General features: G+C 69.8%; 19 protein-coding genes. 17 read left to right on the top strand and 2 right to left on the bottom strand.

What is annotated here, in order from left to right; all coding sequences use genetic code 11:
- The first annotated feature begins 9 nt into the window (after positions 1–9).
- The 4 genes from ACWDZ6_RS22105 to ACWDZ6_RS22090 all read left to right on the top strand — a co-directional run bounded on the left by ACWDZ6_RS22105 (position 10) and on the right by ACWDZ6_RS22090 (position 6056).
- On the top strand, positions 10–2133 hold the full coding sequence (locus tag ACWDZ6_RS22105; protein WP_366732395.1) for a glycosyltransferase: 2124 nt from the start codon (positions 10–12) through the stop codon (positions 2131–2133).
- Complete coding sequence (locus ACWDZ6_RS22100) at positions 2130–3323, top strand: acyltransferase family protein (RefSeq protein WP_451504218.1); 1194 nt, start codon at positions 2130–2132, stop codon at positions 3321–3323. Before ACWDZ6_RS22105 ends, ACWDZ6_RS22100 begins: the two co-directional genes overlap by 4 nt.
- A 106-nt stretch (positions 3324–3429) precedes the next feature.
- Positions 3430–4791 (top strand): nitrate/nitrite transporter, encoded by a 1362-nt coding sequence (locus tag ACWDZ6_RS22095; protein ID WP_451504217.1) that lies wholly within the window; start codon positions 3430–3432, stop codon positions 4789–4791.
- Positions 4792–4916: 125 nt separating this feature from the next.
- Positions 4917–6056, top strand: a complete 1140-nt coding sequence (locus ACWDZ6_RS22090) for a uroporphyrinogen-III synthase (RefSeq protein ID WP_451504216.1) — start codon at positions 4917–4919, stop codon at positions 6054–6056.
- Here the strand turns inward: ACWDZ6_RS22090 and ACWDZ6_RS22085 are convergent.
- Entirely contained in the window at positions 6005–6592 is a 588-nt protein-coding gene (locus ACWDZ6_RS22085; protein ID WP_451504215.1) for an anthrone oxygenase family protein, read from the bottom strand. The two genes, ACWDZ6_RS22090 and ACWDZ6_RS22085, sit on opposite strands and share 52 nt — an antisense overlap.
- 81 nt (positions 6593–6673) lie before the next feature.
- Here ACWDZ6_RS22085 and ACWDZ6_RS22080 point away from each other — a divergent pair, with 81 nt between their 5' ends.
- The 7 genes from ACWDZ6_RS22080 to ACWDZ6_RS22050 all read left to right on the top strand — a co-directional run bounded on the left by ACWDZ6_RS22080 (position 6674) and on the right by ACWDZ6_RS22050 (position 14592).
- A complete protein-coding gene (locus tag ACWDZ6_RS22080) occupies positions 6674–7210 on the top strand; it encodes a GNAT family N-acetyltransferase (protein WP_451504214.1) in 537 nt (178 codons plus the stop codon).
- Between the two features lie 273 nt (positions 7211–7483).
- A complete protein-coding gene (locus ACWDZ6_RS22075) occupies positions 7484–8077 on the top strand; it encodes a CGNR zinc finger domain-containing protein (RefSeq protein WP_451504213.1) in 594 nt (197 codons plus the stop codon).
- Positions 8078–8208: 131 nt separating this feature from the next.
- A complete protein-coding gene (locus tag ACWDZ6_RS22070) occupies positions 8209–8796 on the top strand; it encodes a sigma-70 family RNA polymerase sigma factor (protein WP_108148995.1) in 588 nt (195 codons plus the stop codon).
- Positions 8793–9626 carry an anti-sigma factor family protein gene (locus ACWDZ6_RS22065; protein ID WP_451504212.1) on the top strand — a complete coding sequence of 278 codons (834 nt, stop codon included), beginning with the start codon at positions 8793–8795 and terminating at the stop codon, positions 9624–9626. The genes ACWDZ6_RS22070 and ACWDZ6_RS22065 overlap by 4 nt, the downstream gene beginning before the upstream one ends.
- 91 nt (positions 9627–9717) lie before the next feature.
- Positions 9718–12084 carry a HelD family protein gene (locus ACWDZ6_RS22060; RefSeq protein WP_451504248.1) on the top strand — a complete coding sequence of 789 codons (2367 nt, stop codon included), beginning with the start codon at positions 9718–9720 and terminating at the stop codon, positions 12082–12084.
- Positions 12085–12563: 479 nt separating this feature from the next.
- Positions 12564–13997 carry an NAD-dependent malic enzyme gene (locus ACWDZ6_RS22055; protein WP_366732349.1) on the top strand — a complete coding sequence of 478 codons (1434 nt, stop codon included), beginning with the start codon at positions 12564–12566 and terminating at the stop codon, positions 13995–13997.
- Between the two features lie 313 nt (positions 13998–14310).
- Positions 14311–14592 carry an HU family DNA-binding protein gene (locus ACWDZ6_RS22050; protein WP_366732348.1) on the top strand — a complete coding sequence of 94 codons (282 nt, stop codon included), beginning with the start codon at positions 14311–14313 and terminating at the stop codon, positions 14590–14592.
- 225 nt (positions 14593–14817) lie between these two features.
- Here the strand turns inward: ACWDZ6_RS22050 and murA are convergent, their stop codons facing one another.
- Positions 14818–16158, bottom strand: a complete 1341-nt coding sequence (murA, locus tag ACWDZ6_RS22045) for a UDP-N-acetylglucosamine 1-carboxyvinyltransferase (RefSeq protein ID WP_451504211.1) — start codon at positions 16156–16158, stop codon at positions 14818–14820.
- Positions 16159–16411: 253 nt separating this feature from the next.
- Here murA and ACWDZ6_RS22040 point away from each other — a divergent pair, with 253 nt between their 5' ends.
- The 6 genes from ACWDZ6_RS22040 (at position 16412) to ACWDZ6_RS22015 (ending at position 22613) form a co-directional block, all read left to right on the top strand.
- On the top strand, positions 16412–16972 hold the full coding sequence (locus ACWDZ6_RS22040; protein WP_326650210.1) for a YqgE/AlgH family protein: 561 nt from the start codon (positions 16412–16414) through the stop codon (positions 16970–16972).
- Positions 16973–17094: 122 nt separating this feature from the next.
- Positions 17095–17388, top strand: a complete 294-nt coding sequence (locus ACWDZ6_RS22035; protein WP_451504210.1) for a DUF3039 domain-containing protein — start codon at positions 17095–17097, stop codon at positions 17386–17388.
- A gap of 219 nt (positions 17389–17607) precedes the next feature.
- On the top strand, positions 17608–18912 hold the full coding sequence (locus ACWDZ6_RS22030) for an extracellular solute-binding protein (protein WP_451504209.1): 1305 nt from the start codon (positions 17608–17610) through the stop codon (positions 18910–18912).
- 5 nt (positions 18913–18917) lie between these two features.
- Positions 18918–20117: a carbohydrate ABC transporter permease gene (locus ACWDZ6_RS22025; protein ID WP_451504208.1), complete on the top strand. Its 1200-nt coding sequence runs from the start codon at positions 18918–18920 to the stop codon at positions 20115–20117.
- Entirely contained in the window at positions 20114–20953 is an 840-nt protein-coding gene (locus ACWDZ6_RS22020; protein WP_451504207.1) for a carbohydrate ABC transporter permease, read from the top strand. Before ACWDZ6_RS22025 ends, ACWDZ6_RS22020 begins: the two co-directional genes overlap by 4 nt.
- Positions 20954–20957: 4 nt before the next feature.
- A complete protein-coding gene (locus tag ACWDZ6_RS22015; RefSeq protein ID WP_451504206.1) occupies positions 20958–22613 on the top strand; it encodes a beta-N-acetylhexosaminidase in 1656 nt (551 codons plus the stop codon).
- Positions 22614–22732 lie beyond the last annotated feature (119 nt).

Below are 22732 nucleotides of genomic sequence, written 5' to 3'. Positions count from 1 at the left end.
AGGCTGCCCATGCGCTATCTGCTGCCCGTGGTCTTTCTTGTCGCGCTGCTCGCCATGCTGATGCTGCGCGGCTATGTGCACAGTGAGATCCTCGCCGACCACCGCGTTCGTCCCCCGGTGGCCACCGACCAGGTCCCCGACGAGATCCTCGAGGGCGGACCGGTCATCGACGCCCGCGGCAAGGCCGCACCCAGGGCGCTGAGCATCCCCGACAAACAGCTCGTGCTCACCTTCGACGACGGCCCGGACCCCGTCTGGACGCCGAAGGTGCTGGACAAGCTGAAGCAGTACAACGCCCACGGCGTCTTCTTCGTCACCGGCACCATGACCTCCCGCCACCCCGAGCTGGTCGAACGCATGGTGCGGGAGGGGCACGAGGTGGGTCTGCACACCTTCAACCACCCCGACCTCTCCTTCCAGTCCACCTCCCGCATCGACTGGGAGCTCTCGCAGAACCAGCTGGCGATCGCGGGCGCGGCGGGCATCCGTACCTCCCTCTTCCGGCCGCCGTACTCCTCCTTCGCGGACGCCATGGACAACAAGTCCTGGCCGGTCACCCAGTACATCGGCAGTCGCGGCTACATCACCGCCCTCAACAACACCGACTCCGAGGACTGGAAGCGCCCCGGCGTCGACGCGATCATCAAGCAGGCCACACCCAAGGGCACCCAGGGCTCGATCGTGCTGATGCACGACTCCGGCGGCGACCGCTCCCAGACCGTCGCCGCCCTCGGCCGCTTCCTGCCGCAGATGAAGGCCAGGGGCTACCGCTTCGCCAACCTCACCGAGGCGCTCGGCGCCCCCAGCGCCCACACCACTGTCACCGGCCCCGAGCTGTGGAAGGGCAAGGCGTTCGTCGCCGCCGTCGCCTTCTCGGAGAACACCACCGAGGTCCTGGTCGTCGGCCTGGCCGCGATCGGTGTGCTGGTCTTCGCGCGCTTCGGGCTGATGCTCCTGCTCTCTTTCGCGCACGCCCGCAAGGTGCGCAGGCCCGGCTTCAGCTGGGGCCCGCCGATCACCGGACCCGTGTCCGTGCTCGTCCCCGCGTACAACGAACGCGAGTGCATAACCAACACGGTGCGTTCGCTGATGGCGAGCGACCATCCCATCGAGGTCATCGTCATCGACGACGGCTCCACCGACGGCACCGCGGACATCGTCGAGGCCCTGCGGCTGCCGAATGTCCGCGTTGTACGCCAGGAGAATGCCGGAAAGCCCGCTGCCCTCAACAACGGCATCCGGCACGCCCGTTACGAGATCGTCGTGATGATGGACGGCGACACCGTCTTCGAGCCGTCGACCGTGGGCGAGCTGGTGCAGCCCTTCGGAGACATGCGCGTCGGCGCGGTCGCGGGCAACGCCAAGGTCGGCAACCGCGACAGCCTGATCGGGGCCTGGCAGCACATCGAGTACGTGATGGGCTTCAACCTGGACCGCAGGATGTACGACCTGCTGGGCTGCATGCCCACCATCCCCGGCGCGGTCGGCGCCTTCCGCCGCCAGGCCCTGGAACGCGTCGGCGGCATGAGCGAGGACACCCTCGCCGAGGACACCGACATCACCATGGCCATGCACCGCGACGGCTGGCGCGTCGTCTACGCCGAGCGGGCGCGCGCCTGGACCGAGGCGCCGGAGACCGTGCAGCAGCTGTGGTCGCAGCGCTACCGGTGGTCGTACGGCACCATGCAGGCGATCTGGAAGCACCGCGGCGCCCTGGTCGAACGCGGAGCTTCGGGCCGCTTCGGCCGGGTGGGCCTGCCGCTGGTCTCCCTCTTCATGGTCCTCGCTCCGCTGCTGGCCCCGCTGATCGATGTCTTCCTGCTGTACGGACTGGTCTTCGGCCCCACCCAGAAGACGATCGCCGCCTGGCTCGGCGTCCTCGCGATCCAGCTCGTCTGCGCCGCGTACGCCTTCCGGCTCGACCGCGAGCGCATGATCCATCTGATCTCGCTGCCTCTCCAGCAGCTCCTCTACCGGCAGCTGATGTACGTCGTACTGCTGCAGTCCTGGATCACGGCGCTGACCGGCGGCCGGCTGCGCTGGCAGAAGCTGCGGCGTACCGGAACGGTGGAGGCGCCCGGAGTGATACCGAGCCAGCGGCGCAGCAGCGAGGACCGGAGGCCGGTCGCATGAGCCACAGCTCCACGGCCCCCGCGGCGCCGGACCTGGCGGCCGCCGGGCCGCCTCCCCGCCCGGGCCGCGACCGTTATCTCGACCTCCTGCGCTCCGTCGCGCTGGTCCGCGTCGTCGTCTACCACATCTTCGGCTGGGCCTGGCTGACGATTCTCTTCCCGTCCATGGGCGTGATGTTCGCGCTCGCCGGCTCACTGATGGCGCGCTCGCTGTCACGGCCCGCGCTCGGGGTGATCCGCGGCCGTATCCGCAGGCTGCTGCCGCCGCTGTGGGCGTTCTCGGCGTTCCTGGTGCCGCTGATGTTCCTGGGCGGCTGGAAGCCCGACAAGAAGGACGGCCTGTGGTGGTGGGCCGACCTGCTCAACTACCTCTTCCCGGTCGGCGCCCCGCCGTTCCCCTGGTCCCTCGGCGACAAGTCCGGCCTGCTGGAGACCACCTGGGCGGTGCAGGCCGGCGAACCGCTCTGGTATCTGCGCACCTACCTGTGGTTCGTCATCGCGTCGCCGCTGCTGCTGTGGGCCTTCCGCAAGGCGCCGTGGGCGACGCTGCTCGCCCCGGTCGCCCTGTGCGCCGTCGTGGGCACCGACCTGGTGAAGATCCCCGGAGAGACGGGCTACGCCATCGTCGACTTCGCGACCTTCGGTGCCTGCTGGGTCCTCGGCTTCGCCCACCACGAGGGCCTGCTGCAGCAGATCCCGCGCCATCTCGCGCTGTCCTGTTCCGCACTGGTGATGGCCTTCGGCCTGTGGTGGGCCTCGGGCCACCAGACCGCGGACGGCTGGGACCTGAACGACATCCCGCTGGCCCAGGCCACCTGGTCGCTCGGCTTCGTGGTGATCCTGCTGCAGTACTCCCCGTCCTGGCAGCAGCTTCCGGGCGGGCTCGCTCGCTTCGACAAGTACGTCACGCTGTCCAACAACCGAGCGGTTACGATTTACCTCTGGCACAACACCCTGATCATGGCGACGATCCCGCTGCTCGACCTGTTGTGGGACATCCCGTTCGTCGACGCGCACCTGGGCGGGGCACTGGAAGCCATTTACACACCCCTGATGTTCGTGGTGGTCTGGCCGCTCATCGGGCTGATGATCGTGGCAGTGGGCTGGATCGAGGATCTGGCGGCGAAACGGAGGCCGCGACTGTGGCCGACGGGCACTCGTAAGGCGAAGGACGGCTCACACCGGCGCTGACCGCCGGGTGAGAGCAAGGTTGCGTACCGGTCACCTCACGCCACCTGGACCGAAACGCGCCGTCCATACCGTCGCTTCCACGACCCGAGGACCGTGGAGGCACGTGATGGCTGGCCGATGGATCGAACAGTGGGACCCGGAGGACGAGACCTTCTGGCGAGCGACGGGCGAGAAGATCGCCCGGCGTAATCTCGCCTTCTCCGTGCTGAGTGAACATATTGGATTCTCCATCTGGACCCTGTGGTCCGTGATGGTGCTCTTCATGGGGCCGCAGTACGGCATCGACCCGGCCGGCAAGTTCTTCCTGATCGCCACGGCGACGCTGGTCGGCGCGGTGATCAGGGTGCCGTACACCTTCGCAGTCGCCCGCTTCGGCGGCCGCAACTGGACCATCTTCAGCGCACTGATGCTCCTGCTGCCGACCGGCGCGGCGTACGCGGTGATGGAGCCCGGCACCTCGTACACCACCTTCCTGGCGGTCGCGGCGCTCACCGGCGTCGGCGGAGGCAACTTCGCCTCGTCGATGACGAACATCAACTCCTTCTTCCCGCTCCGCAAGAAGGGCTGGGCCCTCGGGCTCAACGCGGGCGGCGGCAACATCGGCGTGCCGGTGGTGCAGCTCGTGGGCCTGCTGGTGATCGGGACGGCCGGGGCGACCCATCCGCGCGTCGTGCTGGGCGTGTACATCCCGCTGATCGTGGTGGCCGCGGTGTGCGCGGCGCTGTGGATGGACAACCTCGCGCCGGTGAAGAACGACACCGGAGCGGCCAAGGAGGCGGTCCGTGACGCCCACACCTGGATCATGGCGTTCCTCTACATCGGGACCTTCGGCTCCTTCATCGGCTACAGCTTCGCCTTCGGTCTCGTCCTGCAGACGCAGTTCGGCCGTACGCCGCTGCAGGCCGCGTCGCTCACCTTCATCGGGCCGCTGCTCGGCTCACTGATCCGGCCCGTCGGCGGTCTGCTCGCCGACCGGTTCGGCGGGGCGCGCATCACCCTGTGGAACTTCGTGGCCATGGCGGCAGCGACCGGAGTGGTCGTCGCCGCCTCGATCCAGGAATCCCTGACCGTCTTCCTCATCGGCTTCATCTCGCTGTTCGTACTGACCGGGCTCGGGAACGGCTCGACGTACAAGATGATCCCCGGCATCTTCAACGCCAAGGCCCAGGCCAAGGGCATGACGGGCGAGGCGGCGGACGCGTACAGCCGCCGGCTGTCCGGGGCCTCGATGGGGCTGATCGGCGCCGTGGGAGCGCTCGGCGGCCTCGGCATCAACCTCGCCTTCCGGCAGTCCTTCCTGACCGCCGGGACCGGGACCAGCGCCTTCATCGCCTTCCTCGCCTTCTACGCGGCGTGCTCGGTGGTCACCTGGGCGGTCTACCTTCGCCGGCCCGCTGTCACCCCTGTGCCGGCCGAGGAGGCTGAGGCGGCAGAGACGAAGCCGCAGCTCGGCTACGCCGGGGTGTGAGCGGAACGACACAGGAGGGACCCGCCGTAACGGCTGGGAAATGTGGATGAACCGAGCCTGTCACGCACCGTTGGCAGGCTCGGCCGCCACATCCGTACAGGGTGGGACAGAGTAGGGACGATCACATGCAAGACAATCAGCACGGCCCCCTCGCCGGATTCACCGTCGGCGTCACCGCCGCCCGGCGCGCCGACGAGCTCGGCGCGCTGCTCCGGCGCCGCGGCGGCGCCGTCCTGCACGCCCCGGCCCTGCGTATCGTCCCGCTCGCCGACGACGCCGAACTCCTTGCCGCCACCAAGGAGTTGATCGACCATGGGCCCGATGTCGTGGTCGCGACGACCGCGATCGGCTTCCGCGGCTGGGTGGAGGCCGCGGACGGCTGGGGGTACGGCGAAGAACTGCTGACCCGGCTGCGCGGTGTGGAGCTGCTGGCGCGCGGCCCCAAGGTGAGGGGCGCGATCCGCGCCGCGGGGCTCACCGAGGAGTGGTCGCCCGCCTCCGAATCCATGGCCGAGGTCCTCGACCGGCTGCTGGGGGAGGGCGTCGACGGCCGCCGTATCGCGCTCCAGCTGCACGGCGAACCGCTGCCCGGATTCGTCGAGTCGCTACGGGCCGCGGGCGCCGACGTCGTCGTCGTACCGGTCTACCGGTGGATGGCGCCGGAGGATCTCGGTCCGCTCGACCGTCTCCTCGACGCGACCGTCTCCCGCGCCCTGGACGCCGTCACCTTCACCAGCGCCCCGGCCGCCGCCTCGCTGCTCTCCCGCGCCGAGACCCGCGGCCAGCTCCCCGAACTGCTCCGCGCACTCGACCACGATGTACTGGCGGCCTGCGTGGGGCCGGTCACCGCGCTGCCGCTGCAGGCCGTGGGCGTCACCACGGTGCAGCCGGAGCGCTTCCGGCTCGGCCCGCTCGTCCAGCTGCTCGGCCTCGAGCTGCCCTCCCGCGCCCGTACGCTCCCGGTCGCCGGACACCGCATCGAGATCCGCGGCCACGCGGTCCTGGTCGACAGCGACCTGCGCCCCGTGCCGCCCGCCGGAATGGCCCTGCTGCGCGCCCTGTCCCGGCGCCCCGGCTGGGTCGTCTCCCGCTCCGACCTGCTGGGCGCGCTGCCGGGCGCGGGCAGGGACGAGCACGCCGTCGAAACGGCCATGGCGCGGCTGCGTACGGCGCTGGGCGTGCCCAAGCTGATCCAGACCGTCGTCAAGCGGGGCTACCGGCTCGCGCTGGACCCGGCCGCCGACACCAAGTACGCCGACGTCTGACGTACGAGAGCGGTCGCCCGCCACAGGCAGGCAAGGGCCGCCGTGGACAGCACCAGGCGCACCACGTTCCAGACGACCCACGGGTCCTCGAACCTCTCGCGCACGGCGGCCGGGTCGGCGATCCGGGCCGGGTCCCCGGCCGCTGCCAGCTCGTCGTTGAGCGGAATGTTCGCCGCCGTGGTCACCAGCAGCACCGCGGCGTACAGCACCAGCGCCGCCCGCACCCACCAGCGCGCCGGGGAGCGGCGCTGCTGCCAGGCCGCGACCGCGGCCAGAATCAGCGCACCGAAGAAGCCCGCGAAGAAGACGGGATTCTGGATCACCTCGTTGATGTTCTGCATGACCTCGACGTAGATCCGGTCGCCGCTGCGCGCCAGCGCCGGCATCACGGAGGTCGCGTACGCGTACCAGACGCCCGCGACCAGGCCGTTGGCCACTGTCGCCGCCCCGAGGACGGCCCGAGCGCCGCTGCCCGCCGAACGGCTCCCCGGTCTGCCCGCTGCCTTGTTCCGTGTCATGTCGTCGTTCTGTGTCATGTCGGCAGTCAAGCGGCGGCAGTTGCCCTTCTCCATGGGTGAGCGTCGCAACCCCATGTCCAGGCGTCTACGGTACGCAGGATGAGCACCGATCCCGTTCGCCTCAGCCTGGACGGCCCGGGCGACGCCGCGCGCCTCGCCGGGGCGGTGGCCCGCGCCCTGGTCCGGAACCGCGACCATATGCGCCCCTGGGAGCCGCACCGGTCCGCCGCGTTCTTCACGCCTGAGGGGCAGGCCGTCCGCCTCGCGCCCGATCCGGCGGTCAGACGCTGGCACTTCACCGACGGCCGCCGCGTCGTCGGCGAGGCCAGTCTCACCGGAATTGAACTCGGCCCCTTCCGCAGCGCGATTCTCGGCTACTGGATCGACGCCGAGTACACCGGCCGCGGCCTCGCCACCCGGGCGGTCGAGGAGATCTGCCGGGCGGCCCGCGAGGAGCTCGGCCTGCACCGCATCCAGGCGGGCACCCTCCTCGACAACGCCGCCTCCCAACGCGTCCTCGCCAAGTGCTCCTTCGAGGTCATCGGCACGGCCGGGCGCTATCTGCACATCAACGGCGAGTGGCGTGACCACCGGCTCTTCCAGCGGGTTCTGCACAACGATCCGCCGACGCCCTGAAGTTCACGTCCCCGGATAGGCAAGCTGCCCGGGTGTCCGGCGCGTACAGAGGTCGCCGACGTCGCATCAGCGGCGCGGCCCGCACCGGAAGGGAGAGTGCGGCCCCCTCGACCGGTACGAGGACTTCGCTCCGGGCATCGCACGCCACTGACGCCGGACAACGCGGCCGGACCGGGCGGGAGGAGGGGTTCCGGCAGCGCCCCGGGACAGGCACTCTGAGAGGGGACGGCACACACCGGCAACCTCCGAGACCCCCGAGGCGGTGACAGACGCATGACGGCGGGCATGGGCTCGTACGACTGGCGGTTCGACTCAGGGCGCATCTGCCTGGATCTGGTGGCGACCTCGGAGACGGCCGCCGGTGCCGAAGAGCCGCTGGCGGCGGCCGGACGGCTCGGGCAGTGGCTGGTGGGGGCGGGGCTGGTGCCCGCGGGGACCCCGCTCCCGGCCGTCGACGGCCACTGGGCAGCCAGGTTCGCCGAGTTGCGGGAGAGTGTCGGGCAGCTGGTGCGGGCCGAGATCGACGGCAGCCGCGCCGAGTCCGCTCTGGAGCGTGTCAATCTCTTCGCGGCGGGGCCGCCGCCCGGCGTCAGAGCCGTACGCTCTCCGGACGGCTCGCTGGTACGGTCACTGAGCACCGCGCCCGAGTGCGGGGCGCTGCTCGCAGCCGTGGCCCGCGACGCCGTCGAGCTGCTGACCGACCCGGTGGCCCGGGCCCGGCTGCGGCGGTGCGAGGGCGACAACTGCCGCCGCGTCTACCTCGACACATCGCGGGGACGGCGGCGCCGCTGGTGCTCCAGCGAGGTGTGCGGGAACCGCGAGCGGGTCGCCAGACACCGCCGCAGGGCCGCCGTGGCGAGGGCCTGAGACCCGTTCCGGGCACCTCCGTAAAAGATCTTGAAAGTTTTTCGGCATGCGTTGAGTGATGCGTCTGTGGTCCCCGTAGTGATGGGGGAGAAGCAGTCAGCCGAAATCAGGGTCTCGACCGGGAGGTTCAGGTGCGCAAGGATGCGGCCGTGGCCGATGACCGTCCGCAAAGGGCCCGCCATCGCAGCGAGAAGCCACGCATCGACTCCTCAGCACCTGACGAGGAACTCATGCGCGCGCTGTATCGCGAACATGCGGGACCTTTGCTTGCTTATGTACTGCGCCTCGTTGCCGGCGATCGCCAGCGCGCCGAGGACGTGGTGCAGGAGACGCTCATCCGTGCCTGGAAGAACGCCGGTCAGCTCAACCGAGCGACCGGCTCTGTCCGACCCTGGCTGGTGACGGTGGCACGCCGCATCGTCATCGACGGTCACCGCAGCCGGCAGGCCCGGCCGCAGGAGGTCGACCCGTCGCCGCTGGAGGTCATGCCCGCGGAGGACGAGATCGACAAGGCGTTGTGGCTGATGACGCTCTCAGATGCGCTCGATGATTTGACGCCCGCCCACAGGGAAGTGTTGGTCGAGACGTATTTCAAGGGCCGCACGGTCAATGAGGCGGCCGAAACGCTCGGCATACCCAGTGGGACGGTGCGATCCCGGGTGTTCTACGCACTCCGTTCCATGAAGCTCGCTCTGGAGGAGAGGGGGGTCACGGCATGACCATGTATGAGCAGGAATCCGTACACGATGCGGTCGGCGCATACGTGCTCGGCATTCTCGACGACGCGGACGCCTCCGCCTTCGAGGCGCATCTGGCGGGCTGCGACATCTGCGCCACCCACCTCGAAGAGTTCTCCGGGATGGAGCCGATGCTGGCCATGCTGGCGGAGGCCCCGGCGCCGGCCCAGCCCTCGAATGTGCTGAACATGCCGGGCCGGCATGCCATGCCGGGGACGGAGTTCCCGCCCTCGAGGCCTGTTCCCGTGGTGCCCAAGGCGCCCAGCCCCAAGCTGCTCGGCGGACTGCTCGACGAGGTCGCGGCCAAGCGGGCGCAGAAGCGCCGGCGCGGGATGTACCTGGTCGCGGCCGCCGCGGCGCTGATCATCGGTGGTCCCGCCGTCGCGGTCGTCGTCACGGCGGACGACACCGGCACCAACCAGGCGAGCGCCGACCCGCACCCCACCAGTCCCGCCGAGGACGCCTTCTTCAACCACATGGACGAGAAGGTCCGGGCGACGGACGCGACGACCAAGGTCAGCGCGACCGTCGGCATGGAGAAGAAGGCCTGGGGCACCCACACCGTTCTCGAACTGAAGAACGTCAAGGGTCCGCTGAAGTGCAACCTGGTCGCCGTCTCCAAGAGCGGCGAGCAGGAGGTCGTCACCTCCTGGGCGGTGCCGAAGTGGGGTTACGGGATCGAGAACAGCCCGAACGAATTGGGCAAGAACCCGCTCTACGTCCATGGCGGCGCGGCGATGGACCGCAACGACATCGACCACTTCGAGGTCCGTACGTTCGACGGCAAGCGACTGGTGGAGGTCGAAGCCTGACAGATTCGCCCCCTTCGCGTACGGTTGACGGCTGCCCAGTGCACGTCAGAAGGGGGCCTCGGTGGCCGCGCAGGATGCCGCTGTTGATTCCATGGTCGAATCCGCCGCAGACACGGTCAGAGACCGTGAAATCGGCGTCGAGCAGGAACATCTCGACCAGGTGTACCGCCGCCTCGAGGAGAAGATCCACGAGGCGGAGTTCCTGATGAACGACGCCGCCAAACGTGGCCAGGTCGGCACGCCGGGCGCGCTCGCCGAGCGGGACGCCCAGGTCTTCAGGGCCGGTGTCCACCTCAACCGCCTGAACAACGAATTCGAGGACTTCCTCTTCGGCAGGATCGACCTGCTGTACGGCAAGGACGGCCAGAAGGGCCCGGACGGGGCGTACACCTCGGTCGAGCCCGCCGACGACGCCGTACGCGCCGACAACACCGCCGACATCGGCGAGACCCTGCACATCGGCCGGATCGGCGTTCTCGACTCCGACTACGCGCCGCTGGTCATCGACTGGCGGGCCCCGGCCGCCGCGCCCTTCTACCGCTCGACACCGGTCGATCCCGGCCGGGTCGTACGCCGCCGGGTCATCCGCTCCAAGGGCCGCAAGGTCCTCGGCGTCGAGGACGACCTGATGCGCCCCGAGCTGACCGCCACGCTGGACGGCGCCGCGCTCCCGGTCATCGGGGACGGCGCGCTGATGGCGGCGCTCGGACAGGCCCGCAGCCACTCGATGCGGGACATCGTCGCCTCCATCCAGGCGGAACAGGATCTGGTGATCCGCGCCCCGGCCGCTTCCGTGACGTATGTCGAGGGCGGCCCGGGGACCGGAAAGACCGCGGTGGCCCTGCACCGGGCGGCCTATCTGCTCTACCAGGACCGCAGGAGATACGCGGGCGGCATCCTCATCGTCTCGCCGACCCCACTGCTCGTCGCGTACACCGAGGGCGTACTGCCGTCGCTGGGCGAGGAGGGGCAGGTCGCGATCCGCGCGGTCGGCAATCTGGTCGACGGCGCGGAGGCCACGGCGTACGACGAACCGGCCGTCGCCCGGATCAAGGGCTCCTCGCGGATGCTGAAGGTGCTGCGCAAGGCCGCACGGGGCGCGCTGGAGCTGTCGGGACCCGCGGTGGAGCCGGAGGGGCAGCTCGCCTTCGGGGAGGAGCCCCAGGCCCCGTCAGGAGCGCCCGGCCGGCTGCGCGTCGTAGCCTTCGGCCGCCGCCTCGAGATCGAGGCCGACGAGCTCGACCGCATCCGCCACAACGTCCTGGGCGGCACCACCCCGGTCAATCTGCTGCGCCCGCGCGCCCGCAGGCTGCTGCTGGACGCCCTCTGGTCGAAGTCCGGATCCGCGGGACGCGGTGCGTCTTCCTCTCTCGGTGACCCCGAGCTCGCCGCCGAGCTGCGCTCCTCCTTCGACGAGGACGTCGCCGCCGAGGACAGCTTCATCGAGTTCCTGGACGCGTGGTGGCCGGAGCTGACGCCGCGCGGCGTGCTCGTGGCGATGGCCGACGAGCGACGGCTGGGCCGGTGGGCGCGGCGTGTTCTCAACCCGGGCGAGGTGCGGCGTCTCGCCCGCTCGCTGCGGCGGCTCGGCGACGACGGCCGGGGCCCGCTCTCCGTGCACGACGTGGCGCTCCTGGACGAGCTGGGGACACTCCTCGGCACCCCCGCCCGTCCGCGCAGGAAGCGCGAGCTGGACCCGCTGGACCAGCTCACCGGTCTGGAGGAGCTGATGCCGCAGCGCGAGGAGTCGCAGCGCGAGCGTGCCGAGCGGCTGGCGCAGGAACGTACCGAGTACGCGCACGTCATCGTCGACGAGGCGCAGGACCTGACTCCGATGCAGTGGCGGATGGTCGGACGCCGCGGCCGGCACGCCACCTGGACGGTCGTCGGCGATCCGGCGCAGTCGTCCTGGTCGTCCCCCGACGAGGCGGCCGAAGCACGCGACGAGGCGCTCGGCAGCCGTCCGCGCCGCCGCTTCGAGCTGACCGTCAACTACCGCAATCCGGCCGAGATCGCCGAGCTGGCGGCCAAGGTGCTGGCGCTCGCGATGCCGGGCATGGAGTCGCCGTCCGCGGTCCGCTCCACGGGCGTCCGGCCGCGCTTCGCGGTCGTGCCGAACGCTGATCGCGCCGCGGTCGTCAGGGCGGAGGCGCAGCGACTGCTGGACCAGGTGGACGGCACGGTCGGTGTCGTCGTCGCGATGAACCGGCGCGAGCAGGCGGCGCGTTGGCTGGCCGGGCTCGGCGAGCGCGTGGTGGCGCTCGGCTCGCTGGAGGCGAAGGGGCTGGAGTACGACGCGACGGTCGTCGTCTCGCCCGCGGAGATCGCGGACGAGTCCCCGGCCGGGCTGCGGGTGTTGTACGTGGCGCTGACGCGGGCGACACAGCAGCTCACGGTGGTCTCGGACCGGCGCGATGAGCCGGACGCGAACGGCGTGCCCGATCTCCTGCGGGACTGATCGGGGACTGATCGGGGAGCGATCCGGAACCGGCCCGGGACTGAGGGGGAGTCCCGGACCGGTATCCGGAGCCGGCCCGGGACCGGAACGCTGGTCCGCGCTGATTGCGAGTCGGCCTGCGATGCGGGAATCGCTTACCGGGGCGGTTTGTTAGCCTGGGGGTGGCACCGACCCGATCCAAGCCCCCGGGCCCAACCTTCGTCGCTTTGAGCGACCACTTGCCGCGAGGCGAGCATGGCGGGTCGGTGCCACCTTTTCGTACGAGAGACAGGTCCGCGCCACCGGAAGGTGGCGCGGACCTGTTTCATTGCCGGCTTCCACCGGGAAGCCGATATCTCGTATGGTGGAAAGCTGTTTCCGAAAACTAAATGACCACTATTACCTGCTACCCGCAGGTAGGTGCGACCATCGGAAAGCGTTGCCGGGCGATAGCCGCGGCCGCATGGCAATGAAGCTAGCGAAAGCAGAGGAACCCGGTCATGGCAACGGCGCCCAGCGTCTCGTACTCGATGACGGTCCGGCTGGAGGTCCCCGCGAGCGGTACCGCGGTCTCCCAGCTCACCACGGCCGTCGAGTCCTCCGGCGGCTCTGTGATCGGCCTGGACGTGACCGCTTCCGGCCACGAGAAGCTGCGGATCGACGTCACGATCGCAGCCACCTCGACCTCGCACGCCGACGAGATCGTCGAGGAGTTGCGCAAGATCGAGGGCGTCGTCCTCGGCAGGGTCTCCGACCGTACGTTCCTGATGCACCTCGGCGGCAAGATCGAGATGCAGTCCAAGCACCCCATCCGCAACCGTGACGATCTCTCGATGATCTACACCCCGGGCGTGGCGCGGGTCTGCATGGCCATTGCCGAGAACCCCGAGGACGCCCGCCGCCTCACCATCAAGCGCAACTCCGTCGCAGTGGTGACCGACGGCTCCGCGGTCCTCGGACTCGGCAACATCGGCCCCATGGCCGCGCTCCCGGTGATGGAGGGCAAGGCCGCCCTCTTCAAGCGTTTCGCCGGCATCGACGCCTGGCCGATCTGCCTGGACACGCAGGACACCGACGCCATCGTCGAGATCGTCAAGGCGATCGCCCCCGGCTTCGCGGGCATCAACCTCGAGGACATCTCCGCGCCCCGCTGCTTCGAGATCGAGGCGCGGCTGCGCGAGGCTCTGGACATCCCGGTCTTCCACGACGACCAGCACGGCACCGCGATCGTCGTCCTCGCCTCGCTGACCAACGCCCTGCGCGTGGTCGGCAAGGCCGTCGGTGACGTACGGGTCGTCATGTCCGGCGCCGGCGCTGCCGGTACGGCCATCCTGAAACTGCTGATCGCGGCGGGCGTCAAGCACGCCGTCGTCGCCGACATCCACGGTGTGGTGCACGCGGGCCGCGAGGACCTGGTGGCCGCCGCGCCCGAGTCGCCGCTGCGCTGGATCGCCGACAACACCAACCCCGAAGGTGTCACCGGAACGCTCAAGGAGGCGGTCGCCGGCGCTGACGTCTTCATCGGCGTTTCCGCCCCGAACGTGCTGGGGGCCGAGGACGTGGCGGCGATGGCCGACGGCGCGATCGTCTTCGCGCTCGCGAACCCCGACCCGGAGGTCGACCCGGCAATCGCCCGCCAGACAGCCGCAGTTGTCGCCACCGGCCGCTCCGACTTCCCCAACCAGATCAACAATGTGCTGGTCTTCCCGGGTGTCTTCCGCGGTCTGCTCGACGCGCAGTCCCGTACCGTCAACACGGAGATGATGCTCGCCGCGGCCGCGGCGCTGGCGGGTGTCGTCACCGAGGACGAGCTCAACCCGAACTACATCATTCCGTCGGTCTTCAACGACAAGGTCGCGGGAGCGGTCGCCGGAGCGGTACGCAACGCCGCCAGGGCGGCCGGACCGGCTGTGACGGGCCCCACGTCGTCCTGACGTACGGCGCGTCGCGGGTCGCGGGGCCGGGAATGCGGCTCTAGGGTGACGGACCATGAGCCCCGCGCTCGAGGCTCTGCGGCTCCGCGGAGTCTCCAACGAGTAGACGGAACGTCACCACGACGAGGCAGTGGCGCTTTTCGTGTGACTCCGGAGGGTGCCGGATTGGCTTTCCCGCCGCTGGTGGGGGCAGGATGCGTATTCGGGCGCGAGGGTCTGACAGCAGACCCGGGTCCGGGGACTGTCCGAGGGCCCTGGCAGCATCGGCTTCGATCTCACGCCTCACAGGCAAGAAGAACACGGGAGTAACAACATGAACCGCAGTGAGCTGGTGGCCGCGCTGGCCGACCGTGCCGAGGTGACCCGGAAGGACGCCGACGCTGTACTGGCCGCTCTCGCCGAGGTGGCCGGCGAGGTCGTCTCCAAGGGCGACGAGAAGGTCACCATTCCCGGCTTCCTGACCTTCGAGCGCACCCACCGTGCCGCTCGCACCGCTCGTAACCCGCAGACCGGCGACCCGATCCAGATTCCGGCCGGCTACAGCGTGAAGGTCTCCGCGGGCTCCAAGCTCAAGGAAGCCGCCAAGGGCAAGTAAGCCCCCAAGGCACAGCACGAAGGGCGGCCACCCGTGTGTCGGGTGGCCGCCCTTTCGCGTGCGTACGGGCCCTCCAGGGGCCGTGGGGGCCCGTTTACCGGGCGCCGCGCCCCCGGACCCCCGTACTGCGTTCGGATCAGCCCTCAAGGCGTGTGAGGCGCGGGGGTCCGGGGGCGGAGCCCGGGTCGGACGGGCCCGCGGGGGTCCGGGGGCGCGGCCGGCGGGTCAGACGAGCGCGCCGCCGGGGAGCTCGACCTTCGCGCCCAGCTTCTCGAGCTTCTCCATGAAGTTCTCGTAGCCGCGGTTGATCAGGTCGATTCCGTGCACCCGTGACGTCCCCTGCGCCGCCAGCGCCGCGATCAGGTACGAGAAGCCGCCGCGCAGGTCGGGGATGACCAGATCCGCGCCCTGGAGCTTCGTCGGGCCCGACACGACCGCCGAGTGCAGGAAGTTGCGCTGGCCGAAGCGGCAGTCCGAGCCGCCGAGGCACTCGCGGTAGAGCTGGATGTGCGCACCCATCTGGTTGAGCGCGGAGGTGAATCCCAGCCGCGACTCGTACACCGTCTCGTGGACGATGGACAGACCGGCCGCCTGGGTCAGCGCCACCACCAGCGGCTGCTGCCAGTCGGTCTGGAAGCCGGGGTGTACGTCCGTCTCCAGGGCGATCGCGTTGAGGGAGCCGCCCGGGTGCCAGAAGCGGATGCCTTCGTCGTCGATCTCGAACGCGCCGCCGACCTTCCGGTACGTGTTCAGGAACGTCATCATCGAGCGCTGCTGCGCGCCGCGCACATAGATGTTGCCCTCGGTGGCCAGCGCCGCCGACGCCCAGGACGCCGCCTCGAGGCGGTCCGGGATCGCCCGGTGGGTGTAGCCGCAGAGCTTGTCGACACCGGTGATCCGGATGGTCCGGTCGGTGTCCATGGAGATGATCGCGCCCATCTTCTGCAGTACGCAGATGAGGTCCTCGATCTCCGGCTCCACCGCGGCGTTGGAGAGCTCGGTGACGCCCTCCGCCAGTACCGCCGTCAACAGCACCTGCTCCGTCGAACCGACCGACGGGTACGGGAGGCGGATCTTGCAGCCGCGCAGCCGCTGCGGGGCCTCCAGATACTGGCCGTCCGCCCGCTTCTCGATCGTCGCGCCGAACTGGCGCAGCACCTCGAAGTGGAAGTCGATCGGCCGACCGCCGATGTCGCAGCCGCCCAGGCCCGGAATGAAGGCATGGCCGAGCCGGTGCAGCAGCGGGCCGCAGAACAGGATCGGGATGCGCGAGGAGCCCGCGTGCGCGTCGATGTCAGCGACGTTCGCGCTCTCGACGTGCGACGGGTCGAGCACCAGCTCACCCGGTTCGTCACCGGGGCGGACCGTCACTCCGTGCAGCTGCAGCAGTCCGCGTACGACGCGCACATCACGGATGTCGGGCACATTGCGCAGCCGGCTCGGCTCACTGCCGAGCAGGGCGGCGACCATCGCCTTGGGCACGAGGTTCTTCGCGCCGCGGACGCGGATCTCGCCCTCCAGCGGGGTTCCGCCGTGGACAAGCAGTACATCGTCTGTGCCGGTCATGAATCTCGCGTTCCGGAGTGGTCGGACAGGGGGCCAGTGCAAAGGGTAAGGGGCGTACACCCTAGTCCCGTAAGGCCAAGGACCGCCCCGGGGCGTAATGAATTGGGCACAACACGTTCAGTCCGCCCATCAATGCGGAGCGTCACCATCGCGTATTCCGGAGCCGGCGGCGTCCGGCGGGTCCTGAGCTGCGCTCGCTCACACTGTGCCGCTCGCTCCCCGCGGAGGGCGAAGATGCGGGATCATGTCTCGCATGACCGAGGTGTCCTCGCTCACAGGGCGGCTGCTCGTCGCCACACCCGCCCTCGCGGACCCGAACTTCGACCGGGCGGTGGTTCTGCTGCTCGACCACGACGACGAGGGCTCGCTCGGCGTCGTCCTCAACCGGCCCACGCCGGTGGTCGTCGGCGACATCCTGGAGTCCTGGGGCGCACTGGCGGGCGAACCCGGCGTGGTTTTCCAGGGCGGCCCGGTCTCGCTCGACGCCGCGCTCGGCGTCGCCGTGATCCCGGGCGACGAGGGCCCGCTGGGCTGGCGGCGGGTGTACGGGGCGATCGGCCTGGTCGATCTGGAGACGCCGCCGGAGCTGCTCGGCGCGGCGCTGGGCTCACTGCGGATCTTTGCCGGGTATGCGGGGTGGGGGCCGGGCCAGTTGGAGGACGAACTGACCGGCGGCGCCTGGTACGTCGTCGAGTCGGAGCCGGGCGATGTCTCGTCGCCCCGGCCGGAGAGCCTGTGGCGGGCTGTGCTGCGGCGGCAGCGGAACGAACTGGCGATGTTCGCGACGTATCCGGACGACCCTTCGCTCAACTGACCTCCCGTGACCTCCCGTGACCTCCCGCGCGGACGGGCGCCGGGCAACAGGTGGCATCGCCCCGGCGCGGGTGGGGCCCCGTGGCAGCCGGTAGGGGGCCGATATGAGTACCCTTGGAGCTCATGAGCACTCTTGAGCCCGAGCGCGGGACAGGCACGGGGACCCTCGTAGAGCCGACGCCGCAGGTGTCGCACGGCGACGGCGACCACGAGCGCTTCGCCCATTACGTCCAGAAGGACAAGATCATGGCGAGTGCCGTCGACGGCACTCCGGTGGTGGCACTGTGCGGGAAGGTCTGGGTGCCGGGGCGCGACCCCAAGAAGTACCCGGTCTGCCCGATGTGCAAGGAGATCTACGAGTCCATGGGCCCTGGTGGCGACAAGGACAAGGACAAGGGCGGCAAGGACAAGAAGTAACCTCCGGTCCTGCCGTCGGTAACGGCCCCCTGGGTGCGCGCGCATGCGCACCCAGGGGGCCGTTTGCGTGCGTGCTCCCGTTGCACGGGGTGCGGCTGCCGGTCACAGAGTGGTTGAGACCTCTTGTCCGGTTGTTTGCACGGCTCTAGCCTCCTGCGTGTTGTGCAGTACGAAACGCACGTTGCGCATGCTGCAACGCCGACTCGTAGGGGACCACGCATGAAGCTCTCTGCCCGAATTGCCGCCCCCGCCGCGGCACTTGCGCTGGCGGGCCTCACCGCCACCGCCTGCGCCCCCCAGACCTCCGACAACAGCGCCACGAAGGACGAGAAGAGCGGCACCCTGCGCGTCTGGCTCTTCCAGGAGGTCAACAACAAGCCGAAGGAGCAGGTCGTCGACGCCGCGGTCGCCGCGTTCGGCACGAAGCACAAGGACGCCAAGGTCGAGGTCGAGTACATCCCGGTCGAGACCCGCGCCCAGAAGATCAAGGCCGCCTTCAACGACCCGAAGAGCGCGCCGGATCTGATCGAGTACGGCAACACCGACACGGCCGGATACGTCAAGGACGGCGGACTCGCCGACGTCAGCGCGGAGTTCACCGCCTGGGACGAGGCCAAGGACACCGATCCGACCGCCAAGCAGTCGGTCACGGTCGGCGGCAGGATCTACGGCGCGCCGCTCTTCGTCGGCGTACGCGCGCTCTACTACCGCACCGATGTCTTCAAGGAGCTGGGCATCGCGGCCCCCAAGACCCAGGACGAACTGATCGCCACCGCCAAGAAGATCCACAAGGCGAAGCCGGAGCTGTACGGGCTCGCGGTCGGCGGCGCGTACACCTATGGCGCGATGCCCTTCATCTGGGCCAACGGCGGCGAACTGGCCGAGGAGAGCAGCGGTTCGTACAGGGCGGCCATCAACAGCCCGGCCGCGCGGAAGGGCATCACGGCGTACACCTCGCTCTTCGGCAACGACAACTGCCCGGCCGCCAAGTGCGCCTCCATGGGCGGCAACGCCACGGTCACCGCCTTCGCCTCGGGCAAGGCGGCCATGGCGATCGGCGGCGACTTCAGCCATCAGGCGGTGGAGGCGGGCTCGGTGAAGGGCAAGTACGCGGTGGTGCCGCTGCCGGGCCTGAAGGCGGGCGAGACGGCGCCGGCCTTCGCGGGCGGCAACAACATCGGCGTACTGAAGAGCAGTTCGCACCGCACGCTGGCGGTGGACCTCATGAAGCAGTTCACCGGCAAGGAGACGCAGCGCCTGCTCTTCGAAGCGATGGGCTTCCTGCCGACGTACACCGATGTGCGGTCGGAGGCGGCGAAGAAGGAGCCGTTCGTCGATCCCTTCGTCAAGACACTGGGCGCGGGCGCCAAGTTCGTCCCGGCCTCACCGGGCTGGGGCCAGATCGACGCGTCACTGGTGCTGCCGACGATGTTCCAGGAGATCGTGAGCGGCAAGAAGGACGTGGCTGCGGCGTCGGGTGACGCGGCGAAGAAGATGGACGCGGCGTTCGCTGCCGCGGGCTGAACGCGATGACCAACGGTACGAACCGGGGGCCTGACACCCCGGACAGCGCGGGCGCGCGCGGCGGGGCGGGCGCGTCTGCCGGGGCGGCGGTGCCTCGCGGCGAGGCAGGCGTCGGCGAGGCCTTGGTCGCCACCGGCAGCGCGGGCGGCCCGGACGTCCCGGGCCCGGACGTCCCGGGCCCGGACGTCCCGGGCCCGCGCACCGGGACCTCCGCGGCCGGCCGGTCCGGCGCGGTCGCGGTACTCACGGGCTCGGATCCCCAAGGCGCTCCGGAAGGCCCCCGGAGCGCCCGGAAGGCGCGCACGGCCCGCAGCTCCCGGCGCGGTCAGGGATACGGGGGCCGGACGCCGTGGCTCTACCTCGCGCCCGCGCTCCTCGTCCTCGGCGGGCTGCTCGTCTACCCCATCTACCAGCTCGGCCTGATCTCCCTCCTGGAGTACACCCAGGCCCAGGTCAGCGGCGGCGAACCGACCACATTCCAGGGGCTCGGCAACTACCGCACCCTCTTGGCCGACAGCCAGTTCTGGCAGGTCCTGCTCGCGACCCTGGTCTTCGCCGCCTCCTGCGTCGTCACCACGCTCGCCGTGGGCTGCGGCCTCGCCGTCCTGCTGACGCGCGTACGGGCCCTGCCCCGCCTCGCGCTGATGCTGGCCGCGCTCGGCGCGTGGGCGACCCCGGCCATCACCGGGTCCACCGTCTGGGTCTTCCTCTTCGACCCGGACCACGGACCGGTCAACCGGCTCCTCGGCCTCGGCGACTTCTCGTGGACGTACGGGCGCTACAGCGCCTTCGCCCTCGTGCTTCTCGAAGTGGTGTGGTGCTCGTTCCCGTTCGTGATGGTGACGGTGTACGCGGGCATCAAGGCGATCCCCCCGGAGGTGCTGGAGGCCGCCTCACTGGACGGCGCCACGCAATGGCGGACCTGGCGCTCCGTCACCGCCCCGATGCTCCGCCCCATTCTCGTCGTCGTCACCATCCAGTCGGTCATCTGGGACTTCAAGGTCTTCACCCAGATCTATGTGATGACGAACGGCGGAGGCATCGCCGGACAGAATCTCGTACTCAATGTGTACGCCTATCAGAAAGCCTTCGCGTCCTCGCAGTACAGCCTGGGCTCGGCGATCGGCGTCGTGATGCTGCTGATTCTGCTCGCCGTCACCCTCGTGTACCTGCGACTGCTGCGACGCCAGGGAGAAGAGCTGTGACCTTGCCCCGCATCCAACGCCCCTGGCGCCTCGCCGCCGAGGCATCCGCGCTCGTCATCGCGGTCGTCGTGGCCTTCCCGCTGTACTGGATGGTGCTCTCCGCCTTCAAACCCGCCGGCGAGATCCAGTCGACCGAGGCGCGCCCCTGGACGCTTTCCCCTTCGCTCGACTCCTTCCGCCGCGTCTTCGAACAGCACGAATTCGGCCGCTATTTCCTCAACAGCTTGTTCGTCGCGGGCGTGGTCGTCGTCGCCTCCGCACTGATCGCCTTCCTGGCGGCGACGGCGGTCACCCGGTTCCGCTTCAAGTACCGCACCACCCTGCTGATCATGTTCCTCGTCGCGCAGATGGTGCCGATCGAGGCGCTGACGATCCCGCTGTTCTTCCTGATGCGGGACTTCGGACAGCTGAACACCCTCGGCTCGCTGATCCTGCCGCACATCGCCTTCTCGTTGCCGTTCGCGATCTGGATGCTGCGCGGCTTTGTGAAGGCGGTCCCCGAGGCGCTGGAGGAGGCGGCGTACATCGATGGCGCGAGCCGCTCGCGCTTCCTGTGGCAGATCCTCTTCCCGCTCGTCCTCCCGGGGCTGGTGGCGACGAGCGTGTTCTCGTTCATCTCGACCTGGAACGACTTCCTGTTCGCCAAGTCCTTCATCATCAGCGACACCTCGCAGTCGACGCTGCCGATGGCGCTGCTGGTCTTCTTCAAGCCGGACGAGAACGACTGGGGCGGGATCATGGCAGCGTCCAGTGTGATGACCGTGCCGGTGCTCGTCTTCTTCGTACTCGTACAGCGACGTCTGGTCTCCGGACTGGGCGGCGCGGTGAAGGACTGACGCGATGACCTCCCTGCAGCCCACTTCGGATCTGATCCCTGCTCCCGCTTCTTCCGCTCCCGTCGCCGTCGAAGGCCCGTCCCGCCGCGGCTTCCTGCCGGACCTGGGCACCACACTCTTCGCGGCACCGGGAACCCGGACCACGGAGCGCTGGCTGCGCTCCACGGTCGGCGCCGCCCTCGGCCTGCCGCTGCCGCCCGGCGAGCGGCACACCGAGAACTCCGTCACGCTGCTCATCGACGACAGCCTGGAGCCCGAGGCGTACCGGCTCGGTGTGGTCCCGAGCCCGGGCGTCGAGATCCGCGGCGGCAGCGCGGCCGGTGTCTTCTGGGGCGCGCAGACGCTGCGTCAGCTGCTCGGTCCCGAGGCGTTCCGCAGGGCGCCGGTGCGGTCGGGGCCGACGCACGAGATCGCGCACCAGGTCATCGAGGACGCCCCCCGCTTCCCCTGGCGTGGCCTCATGCTCGACGTCTCACGGCACTTCCTGCCCAAGGACGACGTCCTGCGCTACCTCGACCTCCTCGCCGCCCACAAGCTCAACGTCTTCCACTTCCACCTCACCGACGACCAGGGCTGGCGTATCGAGATCAAGCGCCACCCCAGGCTGACGGAGGTCGGCGCGTGGCGGGCACGTACCAAATACGGTCACCGCGCCTCCGAGCTCTGGGACGAGAGGCCGCACGGCGGTTACTACACGCAGGACGACATCCGCGAGATCGTCGCGTATGCCGCCGAGCGGCATATCACCGTCGTCCCCGAGATCGACATCCCCGGCCACTCGCAGGCCGCCATCGCCGCGTATCCGGAACTGGGCAACACCGACGTCATCGACACAACCACCCTCTCCGTCTGGGACAACTGGGGCGTCAACCCGAACGTACTCGCCCCCACTGACAGCACCCTCCGCTTCTACGAGGGCGTCTTCGAGGAGGTTCTCGGCCTCTTCCCCGCCACCTTCATCCACATCGGGGGCGACGAGTGCCCGAAGGGCCAGTGGAAGGTCTCTCCGGCCGCCCAGGCCCGTATCAGGGAACTCGGCCTGGCCGACGAGGACGCGCTCCAGTCCTGGTTCATCAGGCACTTCGACAGCTGGCTCGCCGACCGGGGCCGCCGTCTCATCGGCTGGGACGAGATCCTCGAGGGCGGCCTGGCCCCGGGCGCCGCCGTCTCCTCGTGGCGCGGATACGCCGGCGGCATCACCGCGGCCGAAGCCGGCCACGACGTCGTCATGTGCCCCCAGCAGCAGGTGTACTTGGACCACCGCCAGCACGGCGGCCCCGACGAGCCGATGCCCATCGGCTACGTACGCACTCTTGAGGACGTCTACCGCTTCGAGCCCGTCCCCCCGGCCCTGACGCCCGAAGCCGCCGCGCACATCGTCGGCACCCAGGCCAATGTCTGGACCGAGGTGATGCAGGACCGTTCCCGGGTCGACTACCAGGTCTTCCCGCGGCTGGCGGCCTTCGCCGAAGTCGCCTGGTCCGCGCTGCCCGCGCCCGCCGAGCGCGACTTCCCGGACTTCGAGCGGCGAATGACCGCTCACTACGCGCGCCTTGACGCGCTCGGCGTCGATTACCGCCCGCCCGGCGGCCCGTTGCCGTGGCAGAGGCGACCTGGCGTGATCGGACGCCCGATCGAGGGGGCGCCCCCAAACGTGTGAGGCCGGTGTAAAGCTGGGTGTCCTGCGCCGCAGAGCCTGGGACTGTGGATGCCCGTAAGGAATAAGTCGTACAAGGCTCACCGAAGAGTGGCAATCCGCATGTGGCGGCGATGGCATGG

This window comes from Streptomyces sp. NPDC002926, from assembly GCF_053591755.1.
This window is presented reverse-complemented; position numbering and strand designations above follow the sequence as displayed.